16 protein-coding genes are annotated in these 14,023 nt (G+C 59.3%); 2 read left to right on the top strand and 14 right to left on the bottom strand.

Annotated elements, in window-relative coordinates:
- Positions 1–136: 136 nt before the first annotated feature.
- Entirely contained in the window at positions 137–1,264 is a 1,128-nt protein-coding gene (locus tag HIJ39_RS12820) for a GerAB/ArcD/ProY family transporter (protein WP_169100292.1), read from the top strand.
- 85 nt (positions 1,265–1,349) lie between these two features.
- On the opposite strand, the gene HIJ39_RS23720 is transcribed toward HIJ39_RS12820, so the two are convergent.
- From HIJ39_RS23720 to HIJ39_RS12775, 10 genes are all read right to left on the bottom strand, one after another.
- Entirely contained in the window at positions 1,350–1,913 is a 564-nt protein-coding gene (locus HIJ39_RS23720; protein ID WP_207711655.1) for an amidohydrolase family protein, read from the bottom strand.
- A 110-nt stretch (positions 1,914–2,023) separates the two neighbouring features.
- Positions 2,024–2,170: a hypothetical protein gene (locus tag HIJ39_RS23715; RefSeq protein ID WP_207711654.1), complete on the bottom strand. Its 147-nt coding sequence runs from the start codon at positions 2,168–2,170 to the stop codon at positions 2,024–2,026.
- A gap of 63 nt (positions 2,171–2,233) precedes the next feature.
- Complete coding sequence (locus tag HIJ39_RS12810; RefSeq protein WP_169100291.1) at positions 2,234–3,250, bottom strand: asparaginase; 1,017 nt, start codon at positions 3,248–3,250, stop codon at positions 2,234–2,236.
- The gene (locus HIJ39_RS12805) at positions 3,243–3,983 is read right to left on the bottom strand and encodes a gamma-glutamyl-gamma-aminobutyrate hydrolase family protein (RefSeq protein WP_338055163.1); all 741 of its coding nucleotides are present in this window, start codon (positions 3,981–3,983) and stop codon (positions 3,243–3,245) included. The genes HIJ39_RS12810 and HIJ39_RS12805 overlap by 8 nt, the downstream gene beginning before the upstream one ends.
- 39 nt (positions 3,984–4,022) lie before the next feature.
- A complete protein-coding gene (locus HIJ39_RS12800) occupies positions 4,023–4,421 on the bottom strand; it encodes a type II toxin-antitoxin system PemK/MazF family toxin (protein ID WP_207711653.1) in 399 nt (132 codons plus the stop codon).
- The gene (locus HIJ39_RS12795; protein ID WP_338055162.1) at positions 4,391–4,645 is read right to left on the bottom strand and encodes a CopG family ribbon-helix-helix protein; all 255 of its coding nucleotides are present in this window, start codon (positions 4,643–4,645) and stop codon (positions 4,391–4,393) included. The genes HIJ39_RS12800 and HIJ39_RS12795 overlap by 31 nt, the downstream gene beginning before the upstream one ends.
- A 70-nt stretch (positions 4,646–4,715) precedes the next feature.
- A complete protein-coding gene (gene alr, locus HIJ39_RS12790; protein ID WP_169100290.1) occupies positions 4,716–5,846 on the bottom strand; it encodes an alanine racemase in 1,131 nt (376 codons plus the stop codon).
- A gap of 9 nt (positions 5,847–5,855) precedes the next feature.
- Complete coding sequence (locus HIJ39_RS24925) at positions 5,856–7,352, bottom strand: NAD(P)H-hydrate dehydratase (RefSeq protein WP_169100289.1); 1,497 nt, start codon at positions 7,350–7,352, stop codon at positions 5,856–5,858.
- Positions 7,330–7,761 (bottom strand): holo-ACP synthase, encoded by a 432-nt coding sequence (acpS, locus tag HIJ39_RS12780; protein WP_169100288.1) that lies wholly within the window; start codon positions 7,759–7,761, stop codon positions 7,330–7,332. Before acpS ends, HIJ39_RS24925 begins: the two co-directional genes overlap by 23 nt.
- Positions 7,734–8,336 (bottom strand): class I SAM-dependent methyltransferase, encoded by a 603-nt coding sequence (locus HIJ39_RS12775; protein ID WP_169100287.1) that lies wholly within the window; start codon positions 8,334–8,336, stop codon positions 7,734–7,736. The genes acpS and HIJ39_RS12775 overlap by 28 nt, the downstream gene beginning before the upstream one ends.
- Positions 8,337–8,428: 92 nt before the next feature.
- On the opposite strand from HIJ39_RS12775, the gene HIJ39_RS12770 reads away from it, so the two are divergent.
- Positions 8,429–8,794 carry a c-type cytochrome gene (locus HIJ39_RS12770; protein WP_169100286.1) on the top strand — a complete coding sequence of 122 codons (366 nt, stop codon included), beginning with the start codon at positions 8,429–8,431 and terminating at the stop codon, positions 8,792–8,794.
- Between the two features lie 3 nt (positions 8,795–8,797).
- Here HIJ39_RS12770 and hutI read toward each other — a convergent pair whose 3' ends face one another.
- The 4 genes from hutI to HIJ39_RS12750 form a co-directional block, all read right to left on the bottom strand.
- Positions 8,798–10,039 carry an imidazolonepropionase gene (gene hutI, locus HIJ39_RS12765; RefSeq protein ID WP_169100285.1) on the bottom strand — a complete coding sequence of 414 codons (1,242 nt, stop codon included), beginning with the start codon at positions 10,037–10,039 and terminating at the stop codon, positions 8,798–8,800.
- On the bottom strand, positions 10,032–10,943 hold the full coding sequence (gene ftcD, locus HIJ39_RS12760) for a glutamate formimidoyltransferase (protein WP_169100284.1): 912 nt from the start codon (positions 10,941–10,943) through the stop codon (positions 10,032–10,034). The genes hutI and ftcD overlap by 8 nt, the downstream gene beginning before the upstream one ends.
- Complete coding sequence (locus HIJ39_RS12755; RefSeq protein ID WP_169100283.1) at positions 10,940–12,943, bottom strand: molybdopterin-dependent oxidoreductase; 2,004 nt, start codon at positions 12,941–12,943, stop codon at positions 10,940–10,942. Before HIJ39_RS12755 ends, ftcD begins: the two co-directional genes overlap by 4 nt.
- Positions 12,944–13,028: 85 nt before the next feature.
- On the bottom strand, positions 13,029–13,661 hold the full coding sequence (locus HIJ39_RS12750) for a DNA-3-methyladenine glycosylase (protein ID WP_169100281.1): 633 nt from the start codon (positions 13,659–13,661) through the stop codon (positions 13,029–13,031).
- Positions 13,662–14,023: the final 362 nt, after the last annotated feature.

Raw genomic sequence — 14,023 nt, 5'->3', positions numbered from 1 at the left:
TCGCTTACTAGGAGCGAGGGTCACTTGACTTTCATCAGGGTCCACCCCAGTCACCCGTGCGGGTGACTATTGGGACAACCCCCCGAGACCAAGGTCTTGGGCTAGTAGGCTAATTCTTTTTATACGAGGAGGTCACATGCGCGAAACCACCCAGCATATCTCACCGTTGCAATACGCCATTATTGAAACCACCGCCTTCATGGGGATTGGCATCTTTGAATTTCCCCGCCATCTGGTATTGGATTCCGGGAATAACGCTTGGTGGGGATTTCTGGTGGATTGGTTCATGGCCTACGTCGGCGCGTGGCTCCTATTAAAGGTAGCTGCCGTCAACCCTCGGGAGACGTTGTTGGGGATGACGCGAAACATCTGGCCCGGCATTAGCTACTGGATCTTCGGCATGGTGGACACCATCGTGCATCTGGTCCTGCCCATCATTGCTCTCACCCAATTCAGCTTTGTCATTATTACCTTCTTTTTGCCCGACACGCCAAGTTGGATGATCGAGGCGGTGATGATGGGCATGGCCACCTTCATTACGTGGTGGGAATTCCCACCCTTGGCTCGCACAATCCAAGTAGTGTACATTCCGGTCATGGTTCTTTCCGCTTTGCTCCTAGCGCTATTGCTACCCCATGTCAGCCAGGGATACGCCCTGGCCCCTTCCTTGGACCTTCGCCTCCTGCCTATTTTCAAGGGAGCGTTTCGTACGTTCTATATTTTTGTGGGCTACGAAGCCATTCCCATCTTTTGGCCGTATATCCGTGCCCAGGATCAACCGCGCGCGCGACTCTGCACTTATGGCGCCCTCACCGTACCGGGCATGTTTTACGCGCTCATCATTGCTGAAACATTAGGCACGGAGGGTCCGTGGTACCTGGTGCATTTGGAGTGGCCCGGGGTTTCGGCATTGCGCCTCATTAGCGTGACGGGACTTCTCATCGACAAATTAGGCCTTCTTATCGTGGTCTTTTGGGGCATTTTGTCGCTATTCTTCATCAGTATTCGATTGTGGGCCATCACCCACGTCATTTTGCCGATGATGCGCCGCCGAACCGTCCTGTGGTATCACGCGGTGTTGACCAGCTTGGCCGTGCTGATTTTTTTCCTCTCGCAGACCATCCCCAATATTCATGGCACGGAGCAGCTCACCGCCCTCGCCATGCCTGTACTCTTGGTTGTCATTATCATCTATCCCATCATCTTTATTCTTACGGCGCACATCAAAAAACGCAACCGCCATCCCCAGGAGACCCATGCCTAAGGCACGGCTCACGGCTGACGCAAAGAGCGAGCCCCCTCTGACGGCTGCAGGGGGCGGCTTCATCAATCATATCGGAACAGAGCGACTAGGCTTGTTGAACAACCTGTCCCCTGATCCACACGGAAAGCGTCCGGGCTTGGAGGCCCGCGAGGGGGTTGTCAGACCACAGCACCAGGTCAACCTCCTGCCCATCCCAATGGATCCCAGCCGGTCCTGAATTCCCTAAAATGGCAACTGGGTGAGCCGTCACCGCCTTCAGCGCATAACCTGGCGCTCCCAACGACAAACGCAACGCGGTCAACATCTCACCAGCCCGATGCGAAGGGATGCGAAGCGGGATATCGCCCCGCAACACCAGGCCCAACGCCTCAAGCCTGGGATTGTATTCCGACAGTTTTTCCGGCGGGTACGCCTGATACCGGCGGGCGCGTTCCAACCATTCCCGCAGTACCGCCGCAATCCCCGGACGAGACGTGGGACGTCGATGCTGACCGCTGTAAACGCGAATTGGGTTCTCGCCCATCGCGACCTTCATTCCGCGGCCGGTACCCATCACCAAGTCCTCCCCGGTCGTGCCGAATAGATGAACGACGCTCCCGATGCCCGCAATCACATTGGCCGATCCCATGGCGATATAAGCGGTTGTCACGTCATATCTAAGGCTTCGTTCATCGCCGGAGCGCGGGGTTAAAGCCGTCCAAGGCCCGTACGTCAGGCGTGACCGGATCGGAGGGCTTATCATCGTGCCTTCCGAGCGTCTCACCGCTTGAAAATCCCGATTTTGCTGTGCGCACCAATCATCCCCGGCAAAACCCAGGCCCCCCGAGCGTCCATGGTCTTAATTCCGGCTGGCGGCGTATAGAGACTCTCAACCGACCGAATGACACCCTGATCATCTACCAACAAACCCCCGCATCCACAGTCCCCGCCATCCCAAGTGCGGGCCAGGCATTGACAGTCACCCACACGTTAATTCAGACGTCCCGACTGAAGCGCCAGAACAGGGCAGATTTCCCCAACCAACGTGCCGGCATGATTTCGAATCTCAGGGTGCAGCTGCTCCTCCAACTTCACCTGTTCAGACATCCCTAGCACCCCGATTTGATTCAGCACCGCTGTTACCAAGGTCGGCATGACTCGGCTGTAACCATCATCAATTTTCACAGCCAAGCCGAGTCCCTTGTCGGGAATGCCAATACAAAACACCGCTTCCGCCCCACCTTTGGAAACCAGACGGTGGTCGGTCGCCTCTGCCAGCGTCACTTCAAGCCGGCCGGTTCCCGAGACCAGGTCTGGGTGCATTCGCATCGCTTCGCTAATAATGAGGGCGGCACCGGAATGGGCCGGGTCGAGTCCGCGCGGATCAACCAGCCGGGCATAGCTGTACGCCATCCGGGTCAAGGGCAGGTAGAAGGTGGGAACTCCGCAGCCATCGATACCCGTGTGGAGACTGTCGCCATCCAATCCGGTCATATAGGCGACATTCTGACGGATGGCCTGTTGCACCGGATGCTCCGGCTTTTCATAGCCCGCTAAAGGCGCCTTCAATGCCCGCGCCAACGTGAGCATGCCGGTGTGTTTGCCACTACAGTTGTTGTGTAGAACAACCGGCTCATCGCCGCGAACCATCAACGCCCGAGCGCTCTCTCGGTCAGATGGCGGGTGCACCCCGCAGATAAGATCCTCTGGCGTAGCATCGATGCGCTTTAAGAGATCCTGCACAAGCTCCACATGCATGGGCTGACCCCCGTGGGATGCGCAGACAATGGCCACTTCGCGGGGGCCAAAGTGGTATTGCTCGGCTCCGCCACTCATGATGATGGGCATGGCTTGAAATGGTTTGGCACTTGACCGCCAATAGGTTTCACGATGCGGATCCCCAAACCAATAGCGAACGGTTCCTAGACTGTCAACTACCGCCACATCCGCGCGGATGCGGCTCTCCATGCGGCCACCCCGCCACAGTTCAATGGCTGTCTCAGACATTCGTTTCTCTCCTTGCCAAGTATGCTTGACACGCCTCCACAAATCCCCGAAACAGCCGGGCCGCCGTGTCATACTGAGATTCCAAATCCTCTGGATGCCATTGCACCCCAAGCAAAAATCGGTGGCCTGGCTTCTCAATGGCCTCAATCACCCCGTCCGGGGCCGTCGCCGCCACCACAAAGTCTGTCGGCACCCGATCCACCGCTTGATGGTGGAAGGAGTTGACATGAAATTCCGTTTCCTTTGTCAAGGCATGAAGCCGGCTACCGGGAACGGTTGACACCTGATGGGTAACCTCGACCCGTTCCGCTTTCTGGCTGTGGGAGAGCAGCCCGGGATCCGGTCGGGCAGAGGGCAAGTCTTGAATTAAGCTGCCGCCGAATCCAATCGCCAGGGCTTGGGCGCCCCGACAGATGCCGAAAATGGGCATCTCGCGTCGATTGGCCTCCTCAATGAAAGCCAATTCGCTCTGATCGCGTTCCCGGGAGACGCCCGACCAATCCGTCCCTCGATCCGGTTCGCCAAACAGCCCTGGATCAAAGTCGCCGCCCCCGGTGAGCAACAGTCCGCTTAACAGCGGAAAGATCGCCAAGCTCTCCTCAACGTTGGCAAGCGGTACAGGAATTCCACCGGCACGGCGGACAGCGTCAAGATAGGTGGCGCGCACAAAATCGCGCGCCGTATTTTGATATTGATAATCGCGGGACATGGATATGCCAATCAAGGGTTTCACGATGCTGCCTCCCCATTGTTGTCTAATGTAACCGCACTTTTATAAATCCGTTAAACCGAGGCTGATGGCGATTGCCTGATTCACGCGGCTCATGGTGTCTGCGTTTAAATGGGCAATGCGTTCTCTCAGTCGGCGCTTGTCAATGGTACGGATTTGCTCAAGAAGAATGACGGAATCCCGATCCAAACCGGACTCTTCCGCCTTGACCTCAACATGGATGGGCAATCGAGCCTTCAGAACCTGTGACGTAACCGCCGAGACAATTGTGGTGGGACTATATCGATTGCCGATGTCGTTTTGTAAAATTAAAACAGGGCGCACCCCGCCCTGTTCCGACCCTACCACCGGAGAAAGATCCGCAAAAAAAATATCGCCCCGGCGCACTGTCACGTCTGTACCGGCCACGACTACTCCTTTGGAACTCCCACGAGATCCCATCGTTCCTCGGCCAGTGCCGAGTTGAGGAAACCCATTTCTTGATATCCTTGAATCAATGCTTGGCGAATTTCCTGGCGACGCTGCTCCGCAAGATAAAATTCGACACTTTCACGAATGAGCTCGCTACGGTGCCGCCCCTCTCCGGACGCCACCTGATCCAAGGCATCGACGAGATGATGCGGTAACCGGACCACCACACGGCGGTTATCTGTCAAAACGCCCACCTCTTTTTCGCGTATCTGCTACGTATTATAGCCGTCGCCCCCAACAGGGTCAACGACCCAATTTGCCGGTTTATTCCAATTGCGCTCCGCTATAGCGCCGCGTCATCCGGGTGCTAATGCCGGTAAGAATCTCATAAGAAATGGTATCGGCCCAATCGGCCCAGTCGTGAATGGTGATATGCTGATCTCCCATCCGGCCTAGCAGCACCACCCGATCGCCTTCTTCGACAGGAATCCCGTCGGGGACCAAGATCGTAATCTGGTCCATCGACACCCGGCCTACAACCGGACAGCGGACCCCACTCACCAGTGCCTCGGCGCGATTGGAAAAGGCCCGTCGATATCCGTCGGCATAGCCGATGGGAACTGTCGCAATAGTCGCGTCCGCGTTCGTGACAAAGCTCCCGCCGTAACCGATGGGCGTGCCCGCGGGCACCCTTTTGACTAGGCTCACCGCACTGCTGATGGTCATGGCCGGCTCCAACTCGCTCGCCCCCTCGAGATCAAGAGCGCCATACATGCCAATCCCCACCCGCACCAAATTGAAATGGGTGCCAGGATATCGGAGCGCCGCCGCTGAATTAGCCAAGTGCAATGCCGGCGGAAAAGCCACTCCCTTGGCCCGAACGGCCTCGAGCACATCCAAAAATACCGCTAGTTGGCGCTGGGTGGATTCAGGATCGGGTTCGTCGCTCGCCGCTAGGTGGGACATGAGTCCCTGCCATTGAACCTTTCCTGATGTCAATCGGGGTAGCCACTCAGACACCACCGTGTCCGGACGCACCCCCACACGCCCCATCCCAGTATCCACTTTAAGGTGCACGCGCGGGCGCTTGCCCCCTTGTGCCGCCTCTAGGACCGATGCCCAGCCCGGCCCGGACGTGACCATGAGGTCCAGATGGTGCGCCACGGCCAGCCGAGCTTGCTCGGGATTGCTCGGTCCCAGGACCAAGATGGGGCAGTCGAGATGCGCTTCCCGCAGCTCAACGCCTTCTTCCGCCTGCGCCACCCCTAGCCAGGCTGCCCCCCCTTTGAGCGCAGCCCGTGCGACCTCGACGGCTCCGTGACCATATGCGTCAGCTTTCACCACCGCCATCACGTTCACCTGATCGCCCACCCAATCACAAAAATGGGCGATATTGGCGCGAATGGCCTCTAAATTTATTTCCACTACCGTATGACGCAGATGAGCCCGAGCCATAGCTGCCTCCTAGTCCCAATATGTGACGCTCGTCGGTTCCTCTTCTTGCTCCAGCGCGTGACGCGCGGGAGAAAAGTAGTCTAGCAAGTTGTCGGCCGTCATGGATAGTCCTTGCTCCCGCTCCCCAATTTGACCGGCCCACCCGTGCCAATAGACAGCCAAGGCCAAGGCCTGGTCCGGCGGGAGGCCCTGAGCCAAGAGGGCGGCGGTCATTCCACTTAATACGTCGCCGCTGCCGGCTGTAGCCAACACCGGACTCCCGCTGGAATTGACCATGAGACGGCCGCCTTCGGATCCGACAATGGAAAACATGCCCTTTAACAGGACCGTCCGCCCGGTAGCGTGGACAGCGTCAAGCACTGCTCGGCGCCGGTCGGCATTGACCCGCGCGGATGTCATCCCGAGCAGCACGCCCATTTCGCCAGCGTGGGGCGTAAGTACCCAGTTGGCACCGAACGCTTTGGGCGCCTGCGCATACAGGCGAATGCCGTCGGCGTCCAGCACAGCCGGCACCGGTATTTTTGCCAAGACCTCAATCAATGCGGTCGGCGCGGTGGGCCCAAGTCCAGGCCCAATCACCAGCGCATCTGCCCGCGCCGCCAAGCGCGAGAGCACATCGCTCACCTGAAGGCTCCCATCTGCCGTCTCCGGAACTCCGTGAACAATAAGACTCGGCACCACCGCCACCCGGCCCAGCACGCTTTCAGGCACCACCAACTCCACCAATCCGGCACCGGCCTTCAAGGCGGCCATACCGGCCAACACCGGGGCTCCCGGCATAGCCCGCGATCCCCCAATGACGACCACATGGCCACGGGAATACTTGTGCCCAAGGCGCGGGACCCGAGGCAGGTGGCGCTTCGCCCATTCGGGGTCGATAAAAGATGCCTGGCCGTGGCCGGGCAAACCGATGTCCGCCACCACGATGGGACCGGCTGCCTCGGCCCCGGGGTAGCCGACCAAGCCCCACTTAACCGCCCCCATCGTCAAGGTTGCCAGCGTGTTCAGCTCCGGGCCGTCATACTGACCCGTATTGGTTTCCACGCCACTCGGCAAATCCACATGAATAACGGGATGGCCGCCACTTTCCAACGCTGCTAGCCAAGGCCCGGCCGGGCTTTCCATCACCGACCCGTGAAATCCCGTGCCATACATGGCGTCCACAACCACCGCCGCGCCGTTTAACGACACGGGATTTTGGCCAACGACCACGCCCGCTGCCTTGGCCGCCGCGATCCAGTCACCAGCTCCGGGAAAACGCGGCTCGGCAATTGGAATAACCGTCACTGGCCGCCGGCGGGCCAGATGGCGGGCCGCAACCCAGCCATCGCCGCCATTGGATCCCGGTCCAGTAAGGAACATCACCGCCCCTTCGGGAACGCGCGCTTGAATAAAGCGGGCTAGTTGCAGCCCCGCCTGCGCCAATAGTGCCGGATAGGGAACACCCGAAGAGACCGCCTCTTGATCCGCTTGGCGTGCTTCTTCAAGCGTCCATATTGGTCGCACGCGCGTCTCCCTCCTTGTCCTGAGGCACTAAAAGCACCATCGCCACGGCAAATTGGCGCTCGTGGCTCAACGACAGCTTAACCGTCAATCGCTGCTCTTGAAGCCAAGCCCCGAGCGGCCCGGATACCGATACCGAAGGGGACAATCCGGGTCGGCGGCGAATTTCAATGTCGTGATAGGTGCTCTGATAGAGACCGCCAGCAGCCTTTATGAGCGCCTCCTTGCCGGCAAAACGGGCCGCTAAGCGAGCCGCGCGCTGTACGCCCTGGCCGGCGTCATGCAACTCGGTCGGGGTAAATAGACGTTCCAAAGCCCGCGGCTGGCGTTCTGCCAAGCCGCGAATTCGCTCGACTTCGGTAATATCAATCCCCAGCCCGGGTGCTAGGGCTTTTCCACCGTCAACCCCCACGTTACCGGTCCCGCCTTCCATTGCCGAGTGACTTGAAAGCCCGCCGTTTCCACCTCACTCCGCACCTCGTCGGGCGACAACCGCACGGTAATGGGGGGCCCGGACTCTGTGTTCTCTTTCACCCAGTCTACAATCACCCACCGACCGCCGGATTTTAAAATCCGGAACATTTCACCAATCGCACGCGGCCGGTTGCCCACATCGTGGTACATGGTGTGCCACAAAATGCCATCGACATAATCGGCCGGAAGGCCGGTGTCTTCCGCGCTCCGCTCCAAAGTCTCCACTTGCGGAAGCTGTTGCTGCTGCGCCTTGTCGCGAATGGCGCGGATGCCATCCTGACTGGGATCGATGGCCAGCACCGCTCCGCTCTCCCCCACCGCCACTGCCAGCGGAAAAGTAAGCCACCCGAGCCCGGCTCCCACATCCGCGATCTTCTCGCCAAGTTGCGGATTCAGCGCCGCCAACACCGGTTCCCGCGGCATCAGTTTCTCCCGCTCGGGATTCTCCAGATGTTGCAATTGCTCATGCGTCCAGGGCCCGTGATGGTGGTGATGATGATCGTGTTCAGCCATAACCTACCTCCTGATGGGGATTTTACCGAAAAACACATTGCAAGGATACTTTTGCCGGAACCGAGCCAACCTATCACCAAGGAGGGATGACGATGCACCGTTCGACCCGCCTTTTTACCCTCAGTGTCTTGCTAGTCGCGGCTGGCAGCGGCCCCCTCATCGGCCATGCTCCTGCCTCCAGGGCGGCCTGCCTCATGACGGGAGCCGCATTATATCAACAAGCCTGCGCCTATTGCCATGGCGCCACCGGGCAGGGAGGCGTACGCCAGAGCGCCCCCAAACTGTGGGGCAAGAACAACGTGGTGCAAAATAGCGCCTACCGCACCCCAGGCGCCTTAAGCGAATTCATCCAACGTTATATGCCGCTTCAGCCTGTAAACGGTGTCAATCCCGGATCGCTGACCAAAACCCAGGCGCAAAGTCTCGCCCACTACATTCTCTCCCAGCAGCATCCTTGATGTTTAGATAACCTCACTGTGGTGAACGGCCACCCGACGACCACTCACGTACACTTCCTTGACTAAGGGACTGCCGTAGTAATAAACCGGGAAGTTGTAATGGTCGGCATCCCAAACCACAAGGTCGGCTGGAAGCCCTGGCGCCAAGCGTCCCCGACTCTCCTCTTTCAGAGCCCGTGCGCCGCCCCGTGTAACCGCCGTCCAAACCTCCTCCGGCGTCATGCGAAGCCATGACGCCGCCCAAGGCATCAGCGCGGATAGGGAATCGGTCGGCGAGGATCCCGGATTCCCATCCGACCCGATGGCCAACCACCCTCCGGCCTCAATCATTGCACGGGCATCCGCCATGTGGCCGTGATTAAGATATCGTGCCGTTCCGGGTAAAATGACGGCCGTCACCCCGCGATGCGCCATTGCCTGAAACGCCTCTTGACTGGTGAAGGCGCAGTGATCGGCAGAATCGGCCCCCAACTCGGCGGCCAGGCTCCCGCCCCCTCCATCGGCCAACTCGTCCACATGCAGCTTTATGGACAAACCCTGCCGCTGAGCTGCACGGAGATAGGCACGGGACTCGGCAACCGAAAACACCCCCGGTTCGCAGAAAATGTCCACTACCCGGGCGAGGTCCGACACGTGTGGAAGATATTCTGCCTCCAGATAGTGAAGAAAGTCTTGTGACCGGCCGGAAAACTCAGGCGGCACCGCGTGGGCCGCCAAGGCGGTAGGCACAATCCGCCATGGGCCCTCTTGGCCCAGCTGCCGAATAAGCTTTAGCAGCCTGATCTCCCCATCGGCCGTCAAGTCATAGCCGCTCTTAACTTCAACGGTCGTAGTCCCGGCCAACAGCGCCCGGCTGAGCCGGCGCCGAGTCTCCTGCAGAAGCCGCTCGTCGCTGGCTTGACGGGTGTTTCGCACGGTGGACAAAATTCCGCCCCCGGCAGCCAATATCTCCATATAGCTCTTTCCTTGCGCACGCAGGCGGACCTCATAGGATCGGTCTCCAGCATAGATGAGATGGGTATGGGCATCGACTAAACCGGGGGTAACCAGCGCCCCCAAAACATCCAACTCCACGCCCTCTACATTGGCCGGAAGCTCCTCGTCCGGTCCCATCCAAACAATGTTGCCTCCTTCCACAACCAGTGCCGCATTGTTGATGACCGCAAACGCCTCCGAAAACGTCGCCCCACCGTTCATCGTCACCAACTGCCCAATATGACGCATCACTAAGGGTGTTTCATTCATCGGGATCCCTCCGGTTCTGATCCAAAGCCACTTCCAAAATACGGCCACGGTCAAAATCAGGCTGTTGCAGATAATAGCGCATGACATCCTCAACAGCATCCATGGGCATGAAGCCCACCAATTCCGTGCCCACGACCGCCACGCCGTGCCGGGCAGCTTCCATGCGCACTAACTCGAGCGCTCGCGGCAAGGGCGTGGTGCGATAGTTGACCAGATTCATGGACACCTGCACCCGGCCTTTGCTTATCAGCCGAAAGCCCAGCGCCTTGACCCCGGCGAGTCCTCCAGACGCCCCCCGCACGGCCCGCGCAATCTGTCGTGCCACCCCCGCATCATCAGTGCCAAGAATCACATTAAAGGCAATCAGCGGACGGCGCGCGCCAATGGCCACGGCACCCGCACTAGGGTGTGGGCTCACAGGGCCTAAGTCCGGTGGATCATGAGCCAGTCGGGTTTCAAGCCCCTCGAACTGGCTGCGGCGAACATCCGCCAAATTGCGCCGATCCGGACGCCGGGCCGCCATCTCGTAAAAGAAGACCGGCAACTTAAGCTCGTCGGCCGTCCGCTCGCCAAGCTTTGTCGCCCATCCAACGGCCGCGTCCCAGGATTGATTGTCCAGCGCCACCCAAGGGACTACGTCCACCGCCCCGATACGAGGGTGGGCTCCCTCATGCTGCCTCAAATCAATCTTGTCGACAGCCACGCGCATGGTGCGGAACACCGCTTCAAAGAGCGCATCCCCGGGACCCGCTATGGTGAGCACCGATCGATTGTGGTCCGGGTCGGCATGAATCCCCAACACTTTCACGGAAGGACCTTCGGCAGCCCGGATGAGAGCGTCCAGCACCTCTGCCCGCCGTCCCTCCGAGAAATTGGGAATGCACTCAAAGATCGGTTCGCTCATGCCCGCCTCACCCGCACCCAGGTGCTGTAAAATGTGCCGCCGCCACCATAATCGGAGAGTCGCTGGCTTGTCAGCTGGTTGATATTGGTGCCGCCGCCCCGTTCGTTCCATCGCACCGCGTAGCTTACGACTGTACCCGGCGCCGGCACGTCACTCGCCCGCACTCGCATCAGGGTCTCGCCCAAGGCATTGAAAACCACTACCGCATCTCCGTCGGTAAGGCCTCGGCGGGTTAAATCAACGTCATGCATCAAGAGCTCCGGCTCATCCTGTTTGACAACCGTGGCGATGTTGCCAAATGAGGACTTGATGCTCTCCCGACGCGAGGGGGAAATGAGATGCAGCGCGTCGTCCGGCACGACGTCGCCCAAAATGGGGTCAGCGCCTATCGGAAGAGGATCCAGATGCAATTTTCCGTCCGCCGTGGGAATGGGCGTATCCACAAACGGGCGCACGTCGGATGCCAAGCGCACCTTTTGCACAGGCCGGGCCTCAAGCGACTCCCGGCAAATGCCTGACATCCAAGGATGGCTCGAATCAATGGCATCGTCGATCAGTTCCTCGTCGGTAGCCTGAAGAGCAGGATGGTCGAGCCCCACCGCGCGTGCCAGTCGGCGGAAAAATTCCGAGTTGGAGACCGATTCCCCAAGAGGCCGGGTAGCAGGAACGGATAATTGTACATAGCGATGCCAGTACGAAGTATGAATGTCCAATGTCTCCATGGCCATCGCCGCCGGAAAAACCCAATCAGCATAACGGGCGGTATCGGTCATCATTTGTTCATGAACAATAGTGAGGAGATCACCGCGCTGCAGTCCCGACAGCACCGCCCGCTGATCCGGCGCGGTAGCGGCAGGATTGCTGTTATAGACGATGAGCGCTTTGACCGGGGGGCGGGTGCGGTTGCTCAACGCCTGGCCCAGCGTCAACATGTTCACGCGGCGCGGCCGGGGATTGGGCATCAAGTCTGGACGAGTCAGCCGATCGTGGCGAATCCCAAAGGCTCCCCCATTGCCGACCAGATGGCCGCCCCCCACATCCTGCAGGGTGCCCAACAGAATCGAAAGACAGGACACCGCCCAGATGACCTTGGCGCCATCATTTTGACGCTGCACCCCATAGCCACTCCGAAACAGCAGTGGCCGAACCGAGACAATCGCCTGAAGCAGCGACTCAAACTCCGCATCTAAGAGCCCGGTCTCGGCAATAACGCGCGCTTTCGTCCAGGGCTCGCACGCCCGCTGAAAGGCCTCCAAGCCCGTCGTTTTTGCCGAAACAAATGCCTTGTCGTAGAGCCCTCGCCGCAAAATCTCTCGTGCGAGTCCCATGGCCAGAGCATAGTCGCTGTTTGGCGCGAGTTGAACGTGTCGGTCCGACCGTGCTGCGGTCGCGGTCCTTAAGGGATCAATGCACCAAATCTGACCCCCATTCTTTCGTAGGGTGTCCAACAGGGGCACCTCATGAATATTGGTGGCCATGGGATTGGTCCCCCACAGGATAACCAGCCGTACCCGGGGCAGCGTTTCCGGATCGGGCCCCAGTTGCAAGCCATAGACATGCCTCAACGCCGCCCCGGCAGCGGCCGTGCAGATGGTGCGGTCCAGTCGGGAAGCGCCTAAGGCATGAAAGAACCGGCGATCCATTGATCCTTCGCTTAAAATGCCCATGTTGCCGGAAAAACTATAGGGCAGGACCGCCTCTCCCCCATATTCATCGACGATGGCCCGAAGCGCCGCACCCACGTGAGCGAGCGCCTCATCCCAGGACACCGGCTCAAATTCTCCCGAGCCCTTCGGCCCGACTCGACGCAACGGAGTTAATACACGGTCGGGATGATAAAGACGGTCCTCATAGTGGTTGACCTTGAAGCATAAAAATCCACGCGTTATGGGGTGTTCTCCGTCGCCGGCAATGCGGATGATGCGATCGCCATCGGCGGTCACGGTCAGTCCGCAGGTGTCGTAGCAGTCGTGAGGACAAACCGCATGCACCGTTTTCACGCGTCACTCATTCCTCCGAATTTATTTGCCCTCATTGTAGCATGCCGGATCAGATCCCATGGTGAACGGGTTTAGCGATTCCCGATTAGGTCCTCGGACGCTCCCGAACGGAAACCGAAGCGTTGCCCTTGACCCAAAAACGCCACGGATAGGCGGCGGCCTCCCCCGCATAATCGATATTGATGCGAGGGCCGACCCCCATCTCATAGGGCGGCCACGGTACCGCCGGGTAGGCTAGATAGAGTGGTGGTTGGTCAAGCGGATGGCCGTAGAAGCTACGGGTAATGTCGAGCGCCCGGCAGAGTTTTCCGGGGCCGGCGGCAATACGGGCATCCGACTCGGGATGCTTTCTAGCCGGTATATGCGCGCGCATCTGCTCAATACCGACGATCGGCTCCAGGGCCCGGATTAAGATGGCGTGGGGGACGCCAGCCGGGGCTGTGACCACATTGAGGCATTCGTACATGCCGTAAATAAGATAAACGTAGGCGCGGCCCGGGGACCCGAACATTACCTGAGTCCGGGCCGTGGGCTTGCCGCCAAAGCTGTGGGCCCCGCGGTCGTCGGGACCCTGATACATTTCGCACTCGACGATCCGACCGGCCATCGGCCCATCGGCCGCGTCCCTGACCAACAACAGCCCGAGCAATTGTCGGGCAATGGATTCCGTGTCTTGAAGAAAAAAGGCCGAGTCAACGGGCCGGCCAATGGCTGACATCGCGAGACCGCCTCCCCGGGCGGTATTCTAACTGAACGCGCCTCAAAAGCCAAAGAATGTGCTCTACGCGCTTGATTGAGGCCAGATGGCGCCCACAAGCTTGATCGTTGCCCATCGGGAAGATGGAAGGGTTCCCCCACCGCGCGGTATTGTTCCTCGTTCATAAAAGCCCTTTAGAGCGTATGCGCCATGAGCCAGGAATTCAGCGTCGCAAGCTTCCATACGGCCTGCCAAAACCGCGTCCCGGGGGCGTTCCATGATTTTCTCATACGATGCGAACGCATGTATGCAAGCTGCACTCCTTTTTACCCGATGCCGACCATCGGCCAGCACGCCGATTCTCGCCGGGTTTTACGGCGCGG

Source organism: Sulfobacillus harzensis, assembly GCF_012933365.1.
GTDB lineage: Bacteria > Bacillota > Sulfobacillia > Sulfobacillales > Sulfobacillaceae > Sulfobacillus_B > Sulfobacillus_B harzensis.
Note: the sequence above shows the minus strand (reverse complement) of the source record. Positions and strands in the feature narration are given on the sequence as shown.

What these genes read in the sequence shown, in the direction of transcription:
- HIJ39_RS12820 (WP_169100292.1), top strand. Translation starts at nt 137, where the DNA reads ATGCGCGAAACCACCCAGCATATCTCACCGTTGCAATACGCCATTATT.
- HIJ39_RS12810 (WP_169100291.1), bottom strand. Translation starts at nt 3,250, where the DNA reads ATGTCTGAGACAGCCATTGAACTGTGGCGGGGTGGCCGCATGGAGAGC.
- HIJ39_RS12800 (WP_207711653.1), bottom strand. Translation starts at nt 4,421, where the DNA reads ATGGGATCTCGTGGGAGTTCCAAAGGAGTAGTCGTGGCCGGTACAGAC.
- alr (WP_169100290.1), bottom strand. Translation starts at nt 5,846, where the DNA reads ATGGCTCGGGCTCATCTGCGTCATACGGTAGTGGAAATAAATTTAGAG.
- HIJ39_RS12775 (WP_169100287.1), bottom strand. Translation starts at nt 8,336, where the DNA reads ATGGCTGAACACGATCATCATCACCACCATCACGGGCCCTGGACGCAT.
- HIJ39_RS12770 (WP_169100286.1), top strand. Translation starts at nt 8,429, where the DNA reads ATGCACCGTTCGACCCGCCTTTTTACCCTCAGTGTCTTGCTAGTCGCG.
- hutI (WP_169100285.1), bottom strand. Translation starts at nt 10,039, where the DNA reads ATGAATGAAACACCCTTAGTGATGCGTCATATTGGGCAGTTGGTGACG.
- ftcD (WP_169100284.1), bottom strand. Translation starts at nt 10,943, where the DNA reads ATGAGCGAACCGATCTTTGAGTGCATTCCCAATTTCTCGGAGGGACGG.
- HIJ39_RS12750 (WP_169100281.1), bottom strand. Translation starts at nt 13,661, where the DNA reads ATGTCAGCCATTGGCCGGCCCGTTGACTCGGCCTTTTTTCTTCAAGAC.